This is a genomic window from Acidimicrobiales bacterium, assembly GCA_016716005.1.
Lineage (GTDB): Bacteria > Actinomycetota > Acidimicrobiia > Acidimicrobiales > JADJXE01 > JADJXE01.
Genome location: JADJXE010000001.1, coordinates 279,728 through 295,737, shown reverse-complemented (window position 1 = coordinate 295,737; position 16,010 = coordinate 279,728). Strand labels below are relative to the sequence as shown.

General features: G+C 74.6%; 12 protein-coding genes. 3 read left to right on the top strand and 9 right to left on the bottom strand.

Translation table 11 applies throughout. From position 1 onward, the window contains the following. Positions 1-7: 7 nt before the first annotated feature. On the bottom strand, positions 8-1,174 hold the full coding sequence (locus IPM45_01465; GenBank protein MBK9178239.1) for an LLM class flavin-dependent oxidoreductase: 1,167 nt from the start codon (positions 1,172-1,174) through the stop codon (positions 8-10). Positions 1,175-1,217: 43 nt separating this feature from the next. Continuing rightward, a complete protein-coding gene (locus IPM45_01460) occupies positions 1,218-1,979 on the bottom strand; it encodes a class II aldolase/adducin family protein (protein MBK9178238.1) in 762 nt (253 codons plus the stop codon). A gap of 163 nt (positions 1,980-2,142) precedes the next feature. Between IPM45_01460 and nifJ the strand changes: the two genes are divergently transcribed. Together nifJ and IPM45_01450 are read left to right on the top strand one after the other, a co-directional pair. Then, a complete protein-coding gene (gene nifJ / locus IPM45_01455) occupies positions 2,143-5,775 on the top strand; it encodes a pyruvate:ferredoxin (flavodoxin) oxidoreductase (GenBank protein ID MBK9178237.1) in 3,633 nt (1,210 codons plus the stop codon). Beyond that, positions 5,772-6,779, top strand: a complete 1,008-nt coding sequence (locus IPM45_01450) for a dihydroorotate dehydrogenase-like protein (GenBank protein ID MBK9178236.1) — start codon at positions 5,772-5,774, stop codon at positions 6,777-6,779. The genes nifJ and IPM45_01450 overlap by 4 nt, the downstream gene beginning before the upstream one ends. 13 nt (positions 6,780-6,792) lie before the next feature. Here IPM45_01450 and IPM45_01445 read toward each other — a convergent pair whose 3' ends face one another. From IPM45_01445 to IPM45_01415, 7 genes are all read right to left on the bottom strand, one after another. Next, the gene (locus IPM45_01445; protein ID MBK9178235.1) at positions 6,793-8,124 is read right to left on the bottom strand and encodes a Ni/Fe hydrogenase subunit alpha; all 1,332 of its coding nucleotides are present in this window, start codon (positions 8,122-8,124) and stop codon (positions 6,793-6,795) included. Then, positions 8,121-8,921: an oxidoreductase gene (locus IPM45_01440; GenBank protein MBK9178234.1), complete on the bottom strand. Its 801-nt coding sequence runs from the start codon at positions 8,919-8,921 to the stop codon at positions 8,121-8,123. The genes IPM45_01445 and IPM45_01440 overlap by 4 nt, the downstream gene beginning before the upstream one ends. Further along, positions 8,921-9,784, bottom strand: a complete 864-nt coding sequence (locus tag IPM45_01435) for an FAD/NAD(P)-binding protein (GenBank protein MBK9178233.1) — start codon at positions 9,782-9,784, stop codon at positions 8,921-8,923. The genes IPM45_01440 and IPM45_01435 overlap by 1 nt, the downstream gene beginning before the upstream one ends. Continuing rightward, a complete protein-coding gene (locus IPM45_01430; GenBank protein ID MBK9178232.1) occupies positions 9,768-10,247 on the bottom strand; it encodes a cyclic nucleotide-binding domain-containing protein in 480 nt (159 codons plus the stop codon). Before IPM45_01430 ends, IPM45_01435 begins: the two co-directional genes overlap by 17 nt. Next, on the bottom strand, positions 10,244-11,380 hold the full coding sequence (locus IPM45_01425) for a 4Fe-4S dicluster domain-containing protein (protein MBK9178231.1): 1,137 nt from the start codon (positions 11,378-11,380) through the stop codon (positions 10,244-10,246). The genes IPM45_01430 and IPM45_01425 overlap by 4 nt, the downstream gene beginning before the upstream one ends. 190 nt (positions 11,381-11,570) lie before the next feature. After that, on the bottom strand, positions 11,571-12,779 hold the full coding sequence (locus IPM45_01420) for a hypothetical protein (protein ID MBK9178230.1): 1,209 nt from the start codon (positions 12,777-12,779) through the stop codon (positions 11,571-11,573). Between the two features lie 242 nt (positions 12,780-13,021). After that, positions 13,022-13,624 (bottom strand): hypothetical protein, encoded by a 603-nt coding sequence (locus tag IPM45_01415; protein ID MBK9178229.1) that lies wholly within the window; start codon positions 13,622-13,624, stop codon positions 13,022-13,024. Positions 13,625-13,780: 156 nt separating this feature from the next. On the opposite strand from IPM45_01415, the gene IPM45_01410 reads away from it, so the two are divergent. Next, positions 13,781-16,006, top strand: coding sequence for a hypothetical protein (locus IPM45_01410; protein MBK9178228.1), 2,226 nt, complete (start codon positions 13,781-13,783; stop codon positions 16,004-16,006). Positions 16,007-16,010 lie beyond the last annotated feature (4 nt).

Genomic DNA, 16,010 nt, shown 5'->3' with positions numbered 1-16,010 from the left:
CCCCCCGCTACTCGCCTGCGGCGGCTCCTGCGGCCCGGGCCTCCCGCTCGGCCGCGTAGTCGCCCATGGCCTTGATCTGGGCGTTCAGGGTGGCGCTCACCCACCGGTCGCCGGCCCCCATGACCTTGTCGTACGCGGTCCGGACGGGCGCCAGCTGGCCCGAGAAGCAGGGCATGACCTCCTGGGCCACCAGCTCGTAGTGCCGCTTGGTGGCGGGCCAGTCGGCCAGGTCGGCGCCGAGGAAGAGGTAGCAGCCGAAGCCACCGGACTGGTCGATCAGCCGCTGGATCTGGGCGACCGCCATCTCGGGGGTGCCGATGACGCCCCGGCCGGTCTCGTTCATCAGGTCGACCGTCTCGTCGAAGCTGCGCACGACGCCGTCGGAGCCGGTGGGGATGATGTGGTTGAGGTAGTCGAACACCCACTCCAGCCCGTACCGGCAGTTCTCCTTGGCCTCCTCGACGGTGTCCGCGACGTGCATCGGCCCCATGAGGCGCCAGGCGCGCCGGTCGGGGACGTGACCGTGGGCGGCTGCCTCCTCCTCGACGACCGTCCAGTGGTTGGCGAGCACCTCGAAGCCCATGGGGTCGGTCGCGGCGACCGAGAGCATGCCCACGCCGTAGCGGCCGGCCAGCTTGGAGCCCGACGGCGAGATGGACGCCGCGACGGCGATGTCGAAGTCGGTGTACGGCCGGAGCTGGAGGACCGCCTCGTCACAGGTGAACCAGTCGCTGTGCCGGGTGACGGTCTCGCCCCGGAACAGGCGCATCATCACGTCGAACGCCTCCTCCATGCGGGGTCGCTGGAGGTCGGGATCGATCCCGAGCATCGCGGCGTCGGACGTGAGCTGCCCCGGACCTGCCCCGAACATCATCCGGCCCCGGGTGAGGTGGTCGAGCATCACGATGCGGTCGGCGAGCATGAAGGGGTGGTGGTAGGGGAGCGAGTTCACCCCGGTCCCCAGCTTGATGTGACGGGTGCGCTGGGCCGCGGCGGCGATGAACACCTCTGGTGAGGCGATCAGCTCCGACCCCGCCGAGTGGTGCTCGCCGACCCAGGCCTCGTGGTAGCCCAGCTCGTCGAGCCACTCGATCAGCTCGAGGTCGCGGTGGAGCAGCAGGGTGGGGTTCTGGCCCACCTTGTGGATGGGCGGCAGGAAGATCCCGAAGCGCAGCGGCCAGTCCATGTGTCCCCCCGTGGTGCGATCGCGGACGGTTCTAGTCGAGCAGGTCGGGCTCCTGGGCCACGATCCAGTCGTACAGCGGCTGGAAGCTGAACCAGCCCGCCAGGTGGCTCCCCACCTGGCCGCGGGTGCGCGCCGCGTCGTCGTCGTCGATCAGCACCGGCGAGCCGGCCGCCTCGGCGAGCAGCTGTGCCTGGCAGCTGCGGTCCATGGTGACGAACCACCACACCGCCTCGTCGACCGACCGACCCACCGTGAGCAGGCCGTGGTTGCGCAGGATCACGGCCTTGTGGTCGCCGAGCGCGTGGGCGATCCGCTTGCCCTCCTCGGTGTCGAGCACCACGCCCGTGTAGTCGTCGAACAGGGAGTGGTCCCGGTGGAAGGCGCAGGCGTCCTGGGTGATCGGGTCGAGCAGCCGCCCCAGGGAGGACCACGCCTTCCCGTGCATCGAGTGCGAGTGGGCGGCGGCGACGACGTCGGGCCTGGCCGCGTGCACCTGCGAGTGGATCGCGAAGGCCGCCCGGTTCACCGGTGCGTCGCCCACCACGACCTCGCCGGCGTCGTTCACGAGCAGCAGGTCGGACACGCGGATCAGGCCGAAGTGCCGGGCGAAGGGGTTCACCCAGAAGTGATCGGGGAGCTCCGGGTCGCGGGCCGTGATGTGGCCGGCCGGCCCCTCGTCGAAGCCGAAGCGGGCCCACAGCCGGAACGAGGCCGCGAGGCGCTGCTTGCGGTGGAGCCGCTCGTCGTCGACCGAGGAGAACACGGGCGGGTGCGACAGGGGCTGGACGGCCACGGTGGGACCTCCGGTCGGGGGCGGCGAGGCGAGTCTACGGCGGGTGGGACGGAGGGTCTTTGGTCCCCGATGTCGTGACCTGCTCCCCTCCCTGGGTGCGGAGACCCCCCGTAGCGTCGGCGGGAGAGGCGAGCGGCGGGATCGCGATCGCGTGGAGGGGCAGATGGCAGGCAGCGGTACGGGTACGGCGACAGGCCCCTCGTGGACGTGCGTCGACGGCAACGAGGCGGCGGCCGAGGTCGCCTACGCCCTGTCGGAGGTGATCTCGATCTACCCGATCACCCCCGCCTCCGCGATGGGGGAGCTGGCCGACGCGTGGTCGGCCAGCAGCCGGCCCAACGCCTGGGGCAACGTGCCCGAGGTGATCGAGATGCAGTCGGAGGCCGGCGCGGCCGGCGCGCTGCACGGCGCGCTGCAGCGCGGGGCGCTGGCCACCACCTTCACGGCCTCGCAGGGCCTGCTCCTGATGCTGCCGAACATGTTCAAGATCGCGGGGGAGCTCACCCCCGCGGTGATCCACGTGGCCGCACGGGCCATCGCCACGCACGCCCTGTCGATCTTCGGCGACCACAGCGACGTGATGGCGGCCCGGTCCACCGGCTTCGCGCTGCTGTCGTCGGGCTCCGTCCAGGAGGCACAGGACCTGGCGCTGGTGGCCCACGCCGCCACCCTGCGCTCGCGGGTGCCGTTCCTGCACTTCTTCGACGGGTTCCGGACCTCGCACGAGGTCAACCGCATCGAGCGCCTCACCGTCGACGACCTGCTGGCGTTGGTCGCGGAGGACGACATCCTCGCCCACCGCGCCCGGCGCCTCGACCCGAACCGACCGGTCCTGCGGGGGTCGGCCCAGAACCCCGACGTGTTCTTCCAGGCGCGCGAGGCCTGCTCGCCCTACTACGCCGCGGTGCCGGCCATCGTCCAGGACGCCATGGACCGCCTGGCGGAGCGGACCGGCCGCCCGTACGCCCTGGTGGAGCTCAGCGGCCACCCCGAACCGGAGCGGCTCATCGTGCTCATGGGATCCGCTGCCGGAGCCGTGGGGGAAGCCGTCGACGCCCTGGTGGCCGAGGGGGAGAGGGTCGCCCTGGCCCAGGTGCGGCTGTTCCGGCCCTTCCCCGTGGAGGCCTTCCTGGCGGCGGTGCCGGCGAGCGTGCGCTCCATCGCGGTGCTCGATCGCACCAAGGAGCCCGGCTCGGTCGGCGAGCCGCTCTTCCAGGACGTGATCACCGCCCTGGCCGAGGCGGTGGCCACCGGCGCCCGCGCCACCATGCCCCGCGTGATCGGGGGGCGCTACGGGCTGGCCTCCAAGGAGTTCAACCCGGCGATGGCCAAGGCCGTCTTCGACGAGCTGGGCCGCGCCGAGCCCCGGGCGCGCTTCACGGTCGGCATCGTCGACGACGTGTCCCACTCCAGCCTCGAGGTCGACCCGACGTTCATGACCGACCGCAGCGAGACCCGCGCCGTCTTCTACGCGCTGGGCAGCGACGGCACCGTGGGGGCCAACAAGAACTCGGTGAAGATCATCGGCGAGCAGGCCGGCCTGTTCGCCCAGGGCTACTTCGTGTACGACTCCAAGAAGGCGGGCGCGGTCACCGTCTCGCACCTGCGCTTCTCCTCGTCGCCGATCCGCTCCACGTACCTCATCGACCAGGCCGATCTCGTCGCCTGCCACCAGTTCCACTTCCTCGACCGCATCGACGTGCTGTCGCTGGCCAAGCCGGGGGCGTCGTTCCTGCTCAACAGCCCCTACGGCCCCGACGAGGTGTGGGAGCACCTGCCCGAGGAGGTCCAGCACCAGATCCTCGACAAGGGGATCGAGCTGTGGGTGGTCGACGCCCACCGCCTCGCCGGCGAGCTCGGCATGGGCGGGCGGATCAACACCGTGATGCAGCCGTGCTTCTTCGCGCTGGCCGGCATCCTGCCGGCCGAGCGGGCCGTCGAGGAGATCAAGCGCTCGATCGAGAAGACCTACGGGCACCGAGGCGGCCAGGTGGTCGTGGAGCGCAACTTCGAGGCGGTCGACCGGGCCCTCCAGGAGCTGCACCGGGTGGAAGTCCCGGCCGCGGTGGCGGCCGGGATCCACCGCCGCCCCGTCGTGCCGCCCGAGGCCCCCGACTTCGTGCAGCGGGTCACGGCCCGGATGCTCGCGGGGGAGGGCGACCTGCTGCCCGTCAGCGCGCTCCCGGTCGACGGCACGTTCCCGACGGCGACGGCTCGCTGGGAGCGCCGGTCCCTGGCCCGCGAGCTGCCGATCTGGGATCCCGACATCTGCATCGACTGCGGCAAGTGCGCCATCGTCTGCCCGCACGCCGCCATCCGGATGAAGGTCTTCCCCGTCGACGACCTGCCCGCGGCCGACGGGTTCCTGGCCAAGGACTTCCGGTCGCGGGACCTGCCCGGGCACCTGCTCACCATCCAGGTCGCCCCCGACGACTGCACGGGCTGCGGCGTGTGCGTCGACACCTGCCCGGCCAAGAGCAAGGAGGCGGTGAAGCACAAGGCCATCAACATGGAGCCGGCCGACGAGCACCGCGACGCCGAGCGGGCCCGCTTCGACGCCTTCCTGACGATCCCCGAGCTCGACCGGTCCCTGCTCGACCCCGCGTCGGTCAAGGGATCGCAGGTGCTGGAACCGCTCTTCGAGTTCTCCGGGGCCTGCGCCGGGTGCGGCGAGACGCCGTACCTGAAGCTCCTCAGCCAGCTCTTCGGCGACCGGATGGTGGTGGCCAACGCCACCGGCTGCTCGTCGATCTACGGCGGCAACCTGCCCACGACGCCCTGGAGCGTGAACGCCGAGGGCCGGGGGCCGGCGTGGGCCAACTCGCTGTTCGAGGACAACGCCGAGTTCGGCCTCGGGCTGCGGCTCGGCCTCGAGGGCCACCAGCACGAGGCCCACCGGCTGCTCACCAGGCTGGCGCCCGCCGTCGACCACGACCTGGCGTCCGACCTGCTGGAGGCCGATCAGTCCGACGAGGCCGGCATCGCGGCGCAGCGGCGGCGGGTCGCGAAGCTGCGCGACCGGTTGGCCGCCGTCGGTGGCGACGAGGCCGTGCTGGCCCGGCGACTGGCCTCGATCGCCGACGACCTGGTCCGCACGAGCGTGTGGATCGTCGGCGGCGACGGGTGGGCCTACGACATCGGCTACGGGGGCCTCGACCACGTGCTGGCGTCGGGGCGCGACGTGAACATCCTCGTGCTCGACACCGAGGTGTACTCCAACACCGGTGGGCAGGCGTCGAAGGCGACGCCGCGGGGCGCGGTGGCCAAGTTCGCCATGGCCGGCAAGTCGACCGGCAAGAAGGACCTCGGGGCCGTCGCCCGGGCCTACGGGCACGTGTTCGTCGCGCAGATCGCGATGGGCGGCAGCGACGTGCAGGCCGTCAAGGCGCTCCTCGAGGCCGACGCCTGGCCCGGCCCGTCGCTGGTGATCGCCTACAGCACCTGCATCGCCCACGGGATCGACATGACCACGTCCATGGCCCACCAGCGCGACGCGGTCCGCAGCGGCTACTGGCCGCTGTACCGGTTCCAGCCCGGCGTCGACGAGCACACCCACCCGTTCCACCTCGACTCCCACGCGCCGTCGCTCCCGCTGCGCGACTTCACCCTGGCCGAGGCCCGCTTCGCCATGTTGGCGCGCTCCGACCCGCTGCGGGCCGAGCGCCTCCTCCAGCTGGCCCAGGCCGACGTCGACGAGCGTTGGCGCTACTACGAGCAGCTCGCCGGCATGGAGCGGACCGTGCCCCACTCGGGCGGTGGCGACGAGGACGGACCGGCCGAAGGGGGTCTGGCGTGACCGACCTGCGAACCAGCTACCTGGGGCTCGACCTGCGGTCGCCGATCGTGGCCTCGGCGTCGCCCCTCACCGGCGACCTCGACGTGCTGGCCCGCCTCGAGGCCGCCGGCGCCGCCGCCGTGGTCCTCCCGTCCCTGTTCGAGGAGCAGGTGGAGCACGACCTGTTCGAGCTCCAGCGGGTCCTCGACACCGGCGCCCAGAGCTTCACCGAGGCCAGCGACTTCTTCCCGGAGCTCGACGTCTACAACACCGGGCCGGAGCGCTACCTCACGCTGGTCGAGCGGGCCAAGGAGCGGTTGTCCGTCCCCGTGATCGCGAGCCTCAACGGCACCACCGCGGGCGGGTGGATCCGCTATGCCCACCTGCTGCAGAACGCCGGGGCCGACGCCCTCGAGCTCAACCTCTACGTGATGGCCGCCGACCCGGCCGTGCCGGCGTCGGCGGTGGAGGAGACCGAGCTGGAGCTGGTCGCGGCGGTCAGCAGCAGCGTCGACGTGCCGGTGGCGGTCAAGCTCGGTCCCTTCTACTCGTCGCTGCCGAACTTCGCGACCCGGGTGGTCGGGGCCGGGGCCCGGGGCCTCGTGCTGTTCAACCGCTTCTACCAGCCCGACCTCGATCTCGAGCGCCTCGAGGTCGCGCCCCGGGTGGCCCTGAGCACCTCGGAGGAGCTGCGGCTCCCGCTGCGGTGGATCGGCGTGCTGCACGGTCACGTCGACGCGTCGCTGGCGGCCACCACCGGCATCCACACCGGCTACGACGCGGCCAAGCTGCTGCTCGCCGGCGCCGACGTGGTCATGCTGGCGTCGGCCCTGCTCCGCAACGGCCCGGAGCACGTCGGGCGGGTGGAGGCGACGCTCCTCGAGTGGATGGCCACCCACGAGTACGAGTCGGTGGGCCAGCTGCGGGGGAGCGTCAGCCAGCGCGCCGTGGCCGATCCGTCCGCTTACCTGCGGGCGAACTACCTGCAGACCCTCGCCAGCTACTCCAGCCCCTTCCTCGCCTAGCCCGACCGCCGCCTCACGGCTGCGGTGCGCCCGGGGGCCCGTCGCGGTCGACGGTGAGCGTCAGGAAGTGCGTCGCGCACGAGATGCACGGGTCGTAGTTGCGGATGGCCTGCTCGCACCGCTGCGTGAGCTCGGCGTCGTCGAGGTGGAGGCCGGCCTCGACGACGAGCCGGAGGTCCTCCTCGATGCGAGGCTGGTTCTGCGAGGTCGGCGGCACGATGAGGGCCGCGGCGATCGTGCCGTCGGCAGCCAGCTCGTAGCGGTGGTACAGCAGGCCGCGTGGCGCCTCCGAGGCGCCATGGCCCGTGGCTGCCCGCGGTTCGACCGCCACCGCCGGCGGGTCGGGCGGCTGGTAGCCCTCCAGGATCGCCAGGGCCTCCTCCGCGGCGTGCACGATCTCGACGGCCCGCACGACGATGGTGCGGAACGGGTTGCGGCACGACGGGTCGAGACCCGCGTCGGCGGCCGCGGCGCGTGCCGCCGGTCGGAGCCGGTCGGCGTTCAGCGCGAACCGGGCCAGGGGCCCGACGAGGTAGGGGCGGTCGTCGCCCACGAGCCGCCCGTGCAGGGCCGTCGAGTGGGGCACCTGCGTCTCGACCACGGCGTCGCCGAAGCGATCCACGGCCAGATCGAGCCCACCGGTGGAGGTGAGCCGTCCGTCGAGCACCGCGTACTCGGTCGGGTGGCGGAGCGCGACCAGCGTGGCGTCGATGGCCAGGTCGGGCCCGTCGAAGCCGCTCACCCACCGCACCGTCGCCAGGGCGTCGTCCAGGGCCTGCTCGAGGCGAGCGCGGAGGGGGTCGAGCTCCCTCGCCGTGGGCGCCCGGTGGAAGCCCCCCACGCAGACGTTCACCGGGTGGATGGCACGGCCCGCGACCGCGGCCACGAGGTCGTTGCCGGCCTCCTTGAGGGACAGGCCCCGCTCCACGACCTCGCGGTGGTCGCGGGCCATCTCGAGCGCGCCCGGGTACCCGAGGAAGTCGGGGGCGTGGAGGAGGTACACGTGGAGGGCGTGGCTCTCGATCCACTCACCGCAGTACAGGAGGCGGCGGAGGTCTCGCACCGGTTCGTCGACGTGGACGCCGCAGGCGTCCTCGACGGCCTGGCACGCGCTCATCTGGTAGGCGACCGGGCAGATGCCGCAGATGCGGGCGGTGATGTCGGGTGGATCGGTGTACCGCCGGCCGCGCAGCAGGCCCTCGAAGAAGCGGGGCGGCTCGTAGATCCGCAGCCGCACGTCGGTCACGGCGCCGTCGCGGATCCGCACGTCGAGGCCGCCCTCGCCCTCCACCCGGGCCAGGGCGGCCACCTTCAGGGTCCTCCGGTCGCCCCCGCCCCCCGTCACGTGCGCCCCCCCTCCTCCTCGATCCTCGCCGCGGTGCGCCGGAAGGGCTCGGCGCCCACGTTGAACGATCGGAGCGGCCCGAGCAGCGCGGAGGCGGGCGCGCCGCCGGCCAGGACGTGCCGGCTCAGCGAGGCGCCGTTGACCGTCTCGGCCGGACCGAAGCACCCGTAGCAGCCCCGGTGCCAGGTGGGGCAGAGCGCCCCGCAGCCGGCCTGGGTGATCGGGCCCAGGCACGGGGTGCCGCTGGCGACCAGCACGCACACCGTGCCCCTGGCCTTGCACTCCCCGCACACGCTGTGGGTGGAGAGGTCCGGGCGGCGGCCGTGGAGCAGCGCGTCGATGACGGTGAGCAGCTGACCTCGGTCGATCGGGCAGCCCCGGAGCTCGAGGTCGACACGGACGTGGTTGGCGATCGGGGTCGACCGGGGAAGCACCTCGAGCCAGTCCGGGTCCGGGTAGACGGCCCCGGCCAGCTCGGCCAGCTCGGCGGTGTCGCGGAGTGCCTGGATGCCGCCGGCGGTGGCGCACGCGCCGATCGTCACCAGCGTGCGCGACGCCTTTCGCACCCGCTGGATGCGGGCCGCGTCGGCCGGCGTGGTGATGGAGCCCTCGACCAGCGACACGTCGTACGGGCCTTTCCCCACGGCGCTCGAGGCCTCCAGGAAGTGGGCGATCTCGACGGCCTCGGCCACCGCGAGCAGCTCGCGCTCGCAGTCGAGCAGGCTGAGCTGGCAGCCGTCGCACGACGAGAACTTCCACACCGCCAGGCGGGGCCGACGAGACGCCGCGGCTGCCATCACAGCTCCCAGACCGCGACCAGGCGGGCCACCCGGTCGTAGGGGAGGACCGCACCGTCCCGGCACACGAGCACCGGACCCAGCTGGCAGTGGCCGCACTGGGCGATGCCGCACTTCATGTTGCGCTCCAGCGAGACCCGGATGTGCGACGGATCCACACCACGGGCCTCGAGGGCCTGGGCGGTGAACCGCATCATCACCTCCGGGCCGCACACCATGGCCACGGCGACCGTCGGGTCGAAGGGCACGCGGGGGATGAGCTTCGTCACCACCCCCACGTCGCCGCGCCACCCCGGCCCCGCGTAGTCCACGGTAACCTCGACCGCCACGTCGAGGTGGGTCCGCCAGGCCCGCAGGTCGCGCTGGAACGGCAGGTCGTCGGGCGAGCGGGCGCCCACCAGCACCACGATCCGCCCGTAGGCGTCGCGCTCGCCGAGGGCCCGTTGGAGCACCGGGCGCAGGGGCGCCAGCCCGATGCCACCGGCCACCAGCACAAGGTCGTGGCCCCGGGCCGAGGCGACGCCCCAGTCGGTGCCGAACGGACCGCGAACACCGACCACCGTGCCCCGGCGCGCGTCGCAGAGCGCCGCCGTCACCGCTCCCACCGAGCGGATGGTGTGCGAGAGGGGCGCGCCGGTGCCCGGGTCGGCGCTCACCGAGATGGGCACCTCGCCCACACCGAAGGCCGTCACCATCGTGAACTGCCCCGGCTCGGGCGGGTCGATGGGCGCGTCGAGGGGCTCCAGCTCGATCGTGACGGTCTCCCTGGTCTCCCGGCGGCGCCCGGCGACGCGGTACCGGCGGGGCACCCACGGGTCGGTGCCGACGATCGTCGGGGCAGCGCTGCTAGCGGCTGGGGCCATCGCCGTAGACGTCGAGGAGCTGGAACCGCGTGGTCTGCAGGCGGTCGATCGCGATCTGGGCGAACCGCAGCATGAGATCCCGGCCCAGCACCGCGTCCTCGTCGCAGCGCAGCCGGATGCACCGGCCGTCGAAGGCGATGGCGCGCGTGGCCTCGATCGCCACCGCGTCGCTCGTCCAGCGGTACGGCGGGAACAGCCACGACCAGCCCACGACCTCCCCGGGGCCCAGGGTCGCCACCGTCATGGCCGCCCGGCCCGGCCGGGCGATGCGCACGGCGATGCGCCCCTCGCGGACGACGTGCCAGGTGTCGGCCTGCGACCCCTCCCGGAACACGACCTCGTCCTCGGCGAAGGCGACCTCCTCGGCGCACCCGGCCAGCTCGACCACGTGGTGGGGATCGAGGTCGTTGAAGGGGGCGTGGCGGGCGAGGAGCTCGGCGAGGATGGCGCTCGGCACGCTCATGACGCACCTCCGATCCCATCTGGCGGCCAGGCCCGGCCGGCGACGGCGCTGGCCTCCTCGACCAGGTCGATCCCGACCGGGCACCAGGTGATGCACCGGCCGCAGCCCACACACCCGAGCGATCCGAACTGGTCGGCCCAGGTCGACAGCTTGTGCAGCAGCCACTGGCGGTACCGTGCGGCGGTCGAGGCCCGCACCGTCCCCCCGTGGATGTACGAGAAGTCGGCGGTGAAGCAGGTGTCCCACCGCCGCCACCGCTCGGTGCCCGAGCCGTCCAGGTCGGCCACGTCCTCCACGGTGGAGCAGAAGCAGGTCGGGCACACCAGGGCGCAGCTGCCACAGGCGAGGCACCGGTCCGCCACCTGCTCCCACCGGGGGTGCTCGAGGTGGGCGGCCAGGGCGGCGGGCAGCCCCTCCGGGTCGAGGGCGCGACCCATCCGGCCGGCCGCGGCCGACACCCGGGCCGCGGCCGCCGCCTCGTCGTCGGGCCCGGCCGGCCGGCCGGCCACCTCGGCCAGCAGGTCGGCCCCCCGAGCGGTGTCGGGCCGGGCCACGAACCGGTGGCCGCCGTCGAGCACCTCGGTCAGGGTCAGGTCGGCGCCGGCCTCCGGCGCGACCGCCGGGCCGGTGCCGAGAGACGCGCAGAAGCAGGTGCCGCCGGGGTCGGTGCACTGCACGGCCACCACCCAGGAGGCCGCTCGCCGAGCCTGGTAGGCGAGGTTCGGGTGCGAGGGGTCGCCGAAGATCCGGTCGTGCACGGCCAGGGCCGCCAGGTCGCAGGCCCGCACCCCGAGCAGCGCCCGGCTCGGGGTGACCTCCACCGCCGACACCGCCGGCCCGAGCTCGGCCCCGGGCGCCCGCTCCGCGCGCCACAGGCGCTCGCGGGGCGGGTGCAGCACCCGCTTCCACGCATGGGGGCCCAGGGCGTGCCCGAACCGGGCCGCGTCCTGCCGGCGGCGGAGCCGGTACCGTCCGGGTGCCTGGTCGTCGGTCCACCCGGCGGGCAGGTCGTCGGCGGTCTCGATGCGATCGAGGACGACGGCCGCGTCGCGCACCACGGGCCCGATCACCTCGGTGCACCGGCGCTGGAGCGCCTCGACGAGGCGCGCGAGGCCGTCGAGGTCGACCACCATGCCCTGGCTGGCAGTGGGTGCGTCCACCGGCCGTCCTCGCAGGTGTCGGCGGGCGCCGACGCGTCTGGCGTACCGCGATCGGAGCGGAGGGGGGAAGGGCCGAAGGTCATCGGCCGGTGGCACTCCGGGTTCGTGGACTCTCGTCGTGACCGAGCCGGCGTCGTCGCCGACGGGCGGGGCCCCGAGACGCTCAGCCCTCGGCGGTCACGGTGACCGGGACGGGTGCATAGGCCTCGGCCAGCTCGGGGCCGAGGCCTACGGGCTCGGGGTCGATCCCGTACAGCGCCCGCAGCCATGCGGTGGTGGTGTGATCGATGATCGGGAAGGTGCTCTCCACGGGCGTGGGGTCGGCACAGCCGTCGTCGATGAGCTGCACGGTCCGCTCGGGGAACGTCAGGCCGATCTGCGTCGCGATGCCGGGCAGGCGACCGAGGTCGGGCCGGATCAGGCAGATGTCGGAGAACGCCTGGTGGCCTGCGCCACCGATCACGATCAGCTCCTTGGGCGCCGGCAGCCGCTCGTAGGCCTGCTCGACCCGGTCGAGGTCGGCGATGTCGTCATCGTCGCCGGCGATGAGCAGCGACGGCTTGTCGGGTGGGGGTGGCGCCGTGACGCTCGACGTGGTGCTCTCGCCGGGGGCCGGCGGGCGCGGCACGCCGACCGGCGAGGCCAGTGCCACGTAGCCGAGCACCCGGGGATCCTCGGCGAGGAGGAAGGCGCTGCCGCCGCCGGCCGAGTGGCCGACCACGGCGAGCAGCTCGGTGTCGACCAGGCCGTCGAGGGGCGAGCCGGGCGTCGTGGCCTGGCTCGACACCAGCTCGATGGCGTCGAGCAGATCGTCCTCGCCGGTTCCCTGCGACGGCGCACCGGAGAGCAGGACCGCAGGGCCCCGCGACGGGTGATCGGGTGAGGCGACCACCATCCCCCACGAGGCCAGGTGGGTGGTGAGCTCCGTCGACTGGGTGCGGACGCCGCCGAAGCCGTGGCTGAACAGCACCAGGGGGTACGGGCCCTCGGTGGCGGGGGGGAGGTCCGGGTAGGCGGCGGTCTCGTACACCGGCGCCAGGTCGTCGGTGACCAGTGCCGACAGCGTGTCGGGAAGGCCGTCGCGCAGATCCCACGACGCCGGCGTGCGGCCCGCCTCCGAGCCCGCCACCGCCGGGTACCAGACCTCGACCTCGCGGCCGTCGGCCAGGGGCAGGGTGATCACGCCCACCGGGTACGGGCCCGGCTCGGCGTAGGCCCGGGCGGCCGCCACGGGGTCGATCGTGGTCGACGTGGAGACCTCCGACCCGCCGGCTGTCGACGACCCGTCGTCGCCGTCGTCGCTCCCGCAGGCCACCAGCAGCACGAGGCCGACGAGCACGGGGGAGAGGGCGAGCACAGGTCGACGCAGCATGGACGATCGCTCCACGGTCAGGCTTCCGGGCCCGAGCGGCGCCGGTCGAGGGCTGCAACCCCGGGGCACGTCGACTGATTCCGGTCGCAGGGGTCGCAGGGGTCGCGGGAGGAGCGGCGGGGCCAGGGGGAGCGTTGGTCGAGGGCCCCGCAGGGTCGCGCTCCCCTCAACTCGACATAACGAGGATTCTGGGCGCACGTGGCCCGTCGTCGGGGGGTCGGCGGGCTCGTACCGAGACCGGGTCAGGCCGGCGGGGCCTCGTCGACGTCGATGCGGGTGGCGTACGGGTCGAAGGCCCGCACGGCTCCGGCGGCGCGGACGGCGGCCGCCTGCCGGTGGAAGGTCTCCATGCCCTCGGGCAGGCGCAGGACGACCTTGAGGTCGGTGCCGTGGCGGAACACCTGGACGTCGACGGAGCTGGGGTCGACGCCCGCCAGCTCGAGCACCTCCGGGAGGGCGGCCAGGGCAGCCTCGGCGTGAGCCGTCTGGTTGCCTCGGGCCGCCTGCTCGACGCCGGTGACCACGTCGTCGCCCACCACGGTCGCGAACGGTGCGAAGGGGCTGTCGTCGGTGTCGCCGGCGACCACCACCGGCAGGCGCCGCCGGATGGCGCACGACACGCCGTCTTCCATGGTCGACGGCGTGGTGGCGGCCTCGCTGCGCACGAGCAGCGTGACGTCGACGCCCTGCTCTGCCGGGCAGGCGTGCGGATCGCTCAGCGCCGCACACGGGAAGGCCGCCGAACCAGGCTCGTGGCAGCGGGCCACCTGGTGTCCGGCCTTCTCCAGCTGCTCGATGCTCTGATCGGCGACGCCGGCGTCGCTCTCCAGCACGAGGATCTTCACGGGCTTCCTCCCCCCGGGCGCGCGACGGCGCTCCGCAGTGGCGTCATGGTGCACGACTGGCCACGCGCGGCGAAGGGCACGGGGTCACCGCTCCATGGGACCAAGGTCCCGACCGGCGGTTCTGCGGACCAGCGGGCACGACTAGGGTGATCCCCCGTGCCGCGGAGGATCGACGTCGAACTCACCAGCGCGCGCGACGACGGGTCGTGGACCTGGCGGGCCGCCGGTGCGCGCGAGCCCCGAGGGGTGCTCGACGGCTCGCTCCTTCCCCGGGCGGCCAAGGTCGGCGACGTGCTGCGCGTCGAGGCCGACGTCGACGTCGACGGCATCAGCGTCCTCGCCGTGCTCCCCCCCAAGAGCGCGAAGGCCGACGAGGACCGCCTCGAGATCCTGGGCTCGGAGCAGGGCTTCCAGGGCATCACGACGTCGCTCGTCAGGCGACCTCGCCCGGATCGCCGCGACCGCGAGGGCGGCGAGCGCCGCCGCCCGGATCGCCCCCGCCGCACCGAGGGGCCGCCCCGTGAGGGCCGCAGCTCGGGCGGGCAGCGAGCCGAGGCGCCCGCCGACGGCGGCGCGGCCGGAAGCCGCCCGCCCCGCGAGCGGCCCACCCGTCCCCGGCCCGCCCGACCCGCGCGGCCGGCACCGGAGCCGAAGCCCAAGCCCAAGCGGCTGCGACCCGGCCGAGCCCACCGGGCCGCGGTGCTGGCGTCGCTGCCCGAGGAGCAGCGCCCCGTCGCCGAGCAGCTCCTTCGCGGCGGTATCCCGGCGGTCCGTCAGGCCCTCGAGACGCAGAACGTGGAGGCCCGTGCCGCCGGCCATCCCGAGGTGAACCCGGCGGGCGTGCTGGCGCTGGCCGAGGAGCTCCTCCCCCGCCTGCGCGCCGCGGAGTGGCGCGACCGTGCCGATGCGGCCCTCTCCGAGGTGGACGATCTCGATCTGCGCGACCTCCGCTCCGTCGTGGTGGCCGCCGACGACGCGGCAAAGGACGACGAGAGCCGCGAGCAGGCCGTCCGGCTGCGGGACGCGCTCGCCCATCGGGTCGAGCGCGAGCACGCCGAGTGGCTCGCCGAGATCGCCACCACCCTCGGGGACGGCCGCGTGGTCCGCGCCCTCCGCCTGAGCTCGCGGCCGCCGAAGGCCGGCGCGCCCTTCCCGGAGGCCTTGGCCGCCCGCCTCTCCTCCACCGCGTCGGCCGGGCTCACCGCCGACACGGCCACGGAGCGTTGGGTCGCCATGGTGGAGGCAGTCGCGCTCTCACCGGTGCGCCGGGCCGTGGTTGCCGAGAGCGTGCCGGTGGAGCCCGGCGCCGAGCTGCTGTCGTCGCTGCGGCGCCTGGCACCCCAGGTGCCCCAGCTCGCCGCCCAGTTCGGCATCGAGCCCGCGCCGAACGCTCGGCCGAGCCGTCCGCGGCCCCCTCGCCGGCCGTCTGCGCCCAAGCGGCCCGCGCCCGGCACCCGAGGCGACTCGGGTCGCGAGCCCCGCGCCAAGACGCCTCCGGTCACCCCGGCGCCGCCCGCCGCGGTGACGCCCGCCCCGGCACCCGAGCCGCCCGCCGCCGCCGAGCCGCCCGCCGCCGCCGAGCCGCCCGCCGCGGTGACGCCGGCTCCGGCACCCGAGCCGCCCGCCGCGGTGACGCCGGCTCCGGCACCCGAGCCGCCCGCCGCGGTGACGCCGGCTCCGGCACCCGAGCCGCCCGCCGCGGTGACGCCGGCTCCGGCACCCGAGCCGCCCGCCGCGGTGACGCCGGCTCCGGCACCCGAGCCGCCCGCCGCGGTGACGCCGGCTCCGGCACCCGAGCCGCCCGCCGCGGTGACGCCGGCTCCGGCACCCGAGCCGCCCGCCGCGGTGACGCCGGCTCCGGCACCCGAGCCGCCCGCCGCGGTGACGCCGGCTCCGGCACCCGAGCCGCCCGCCGCGGTGACGCCGGCCCCTGCACCCGAGCCGCCCGCCGCGGTCGAGCCTCCGGTCACCCCGGAGCCGCCCGCCGCGGTGACGCCGGCCCCTGCACCCGAGCCGCCCGCCGCGGTGACGCCGGCCCCTGCACCCGAGCCGCCCGCCGCGGTGACGCCGGCTCCTGCACCGGAGCCGCCCGCTGCGGTGACGCCGGCGCCGCCCGCCGCGGTCGAGCCTCCGGTCACCCCGGCGCCGCCCGCCGCGGTGACGCCCGCCCCGGCACCCGAGCCGCCCGCCGCCGCCGAGCCTCCGGTCACCCCGGAGCCGCCCGCCGCGGTGACGCCCGCCGCGGTCGAGCCTCCGGTCACCCCGGAGCCGCCCGCCGCGGTGACGCCCGCCCCGGCACCCGAGCCGCCCGCCGCCGCCGAGCCTCCGGTCACCCCCGAGCCGCCCGCCGCCGCCGAGCCGCCCGCCGCGGTCGACCACTAGGGAG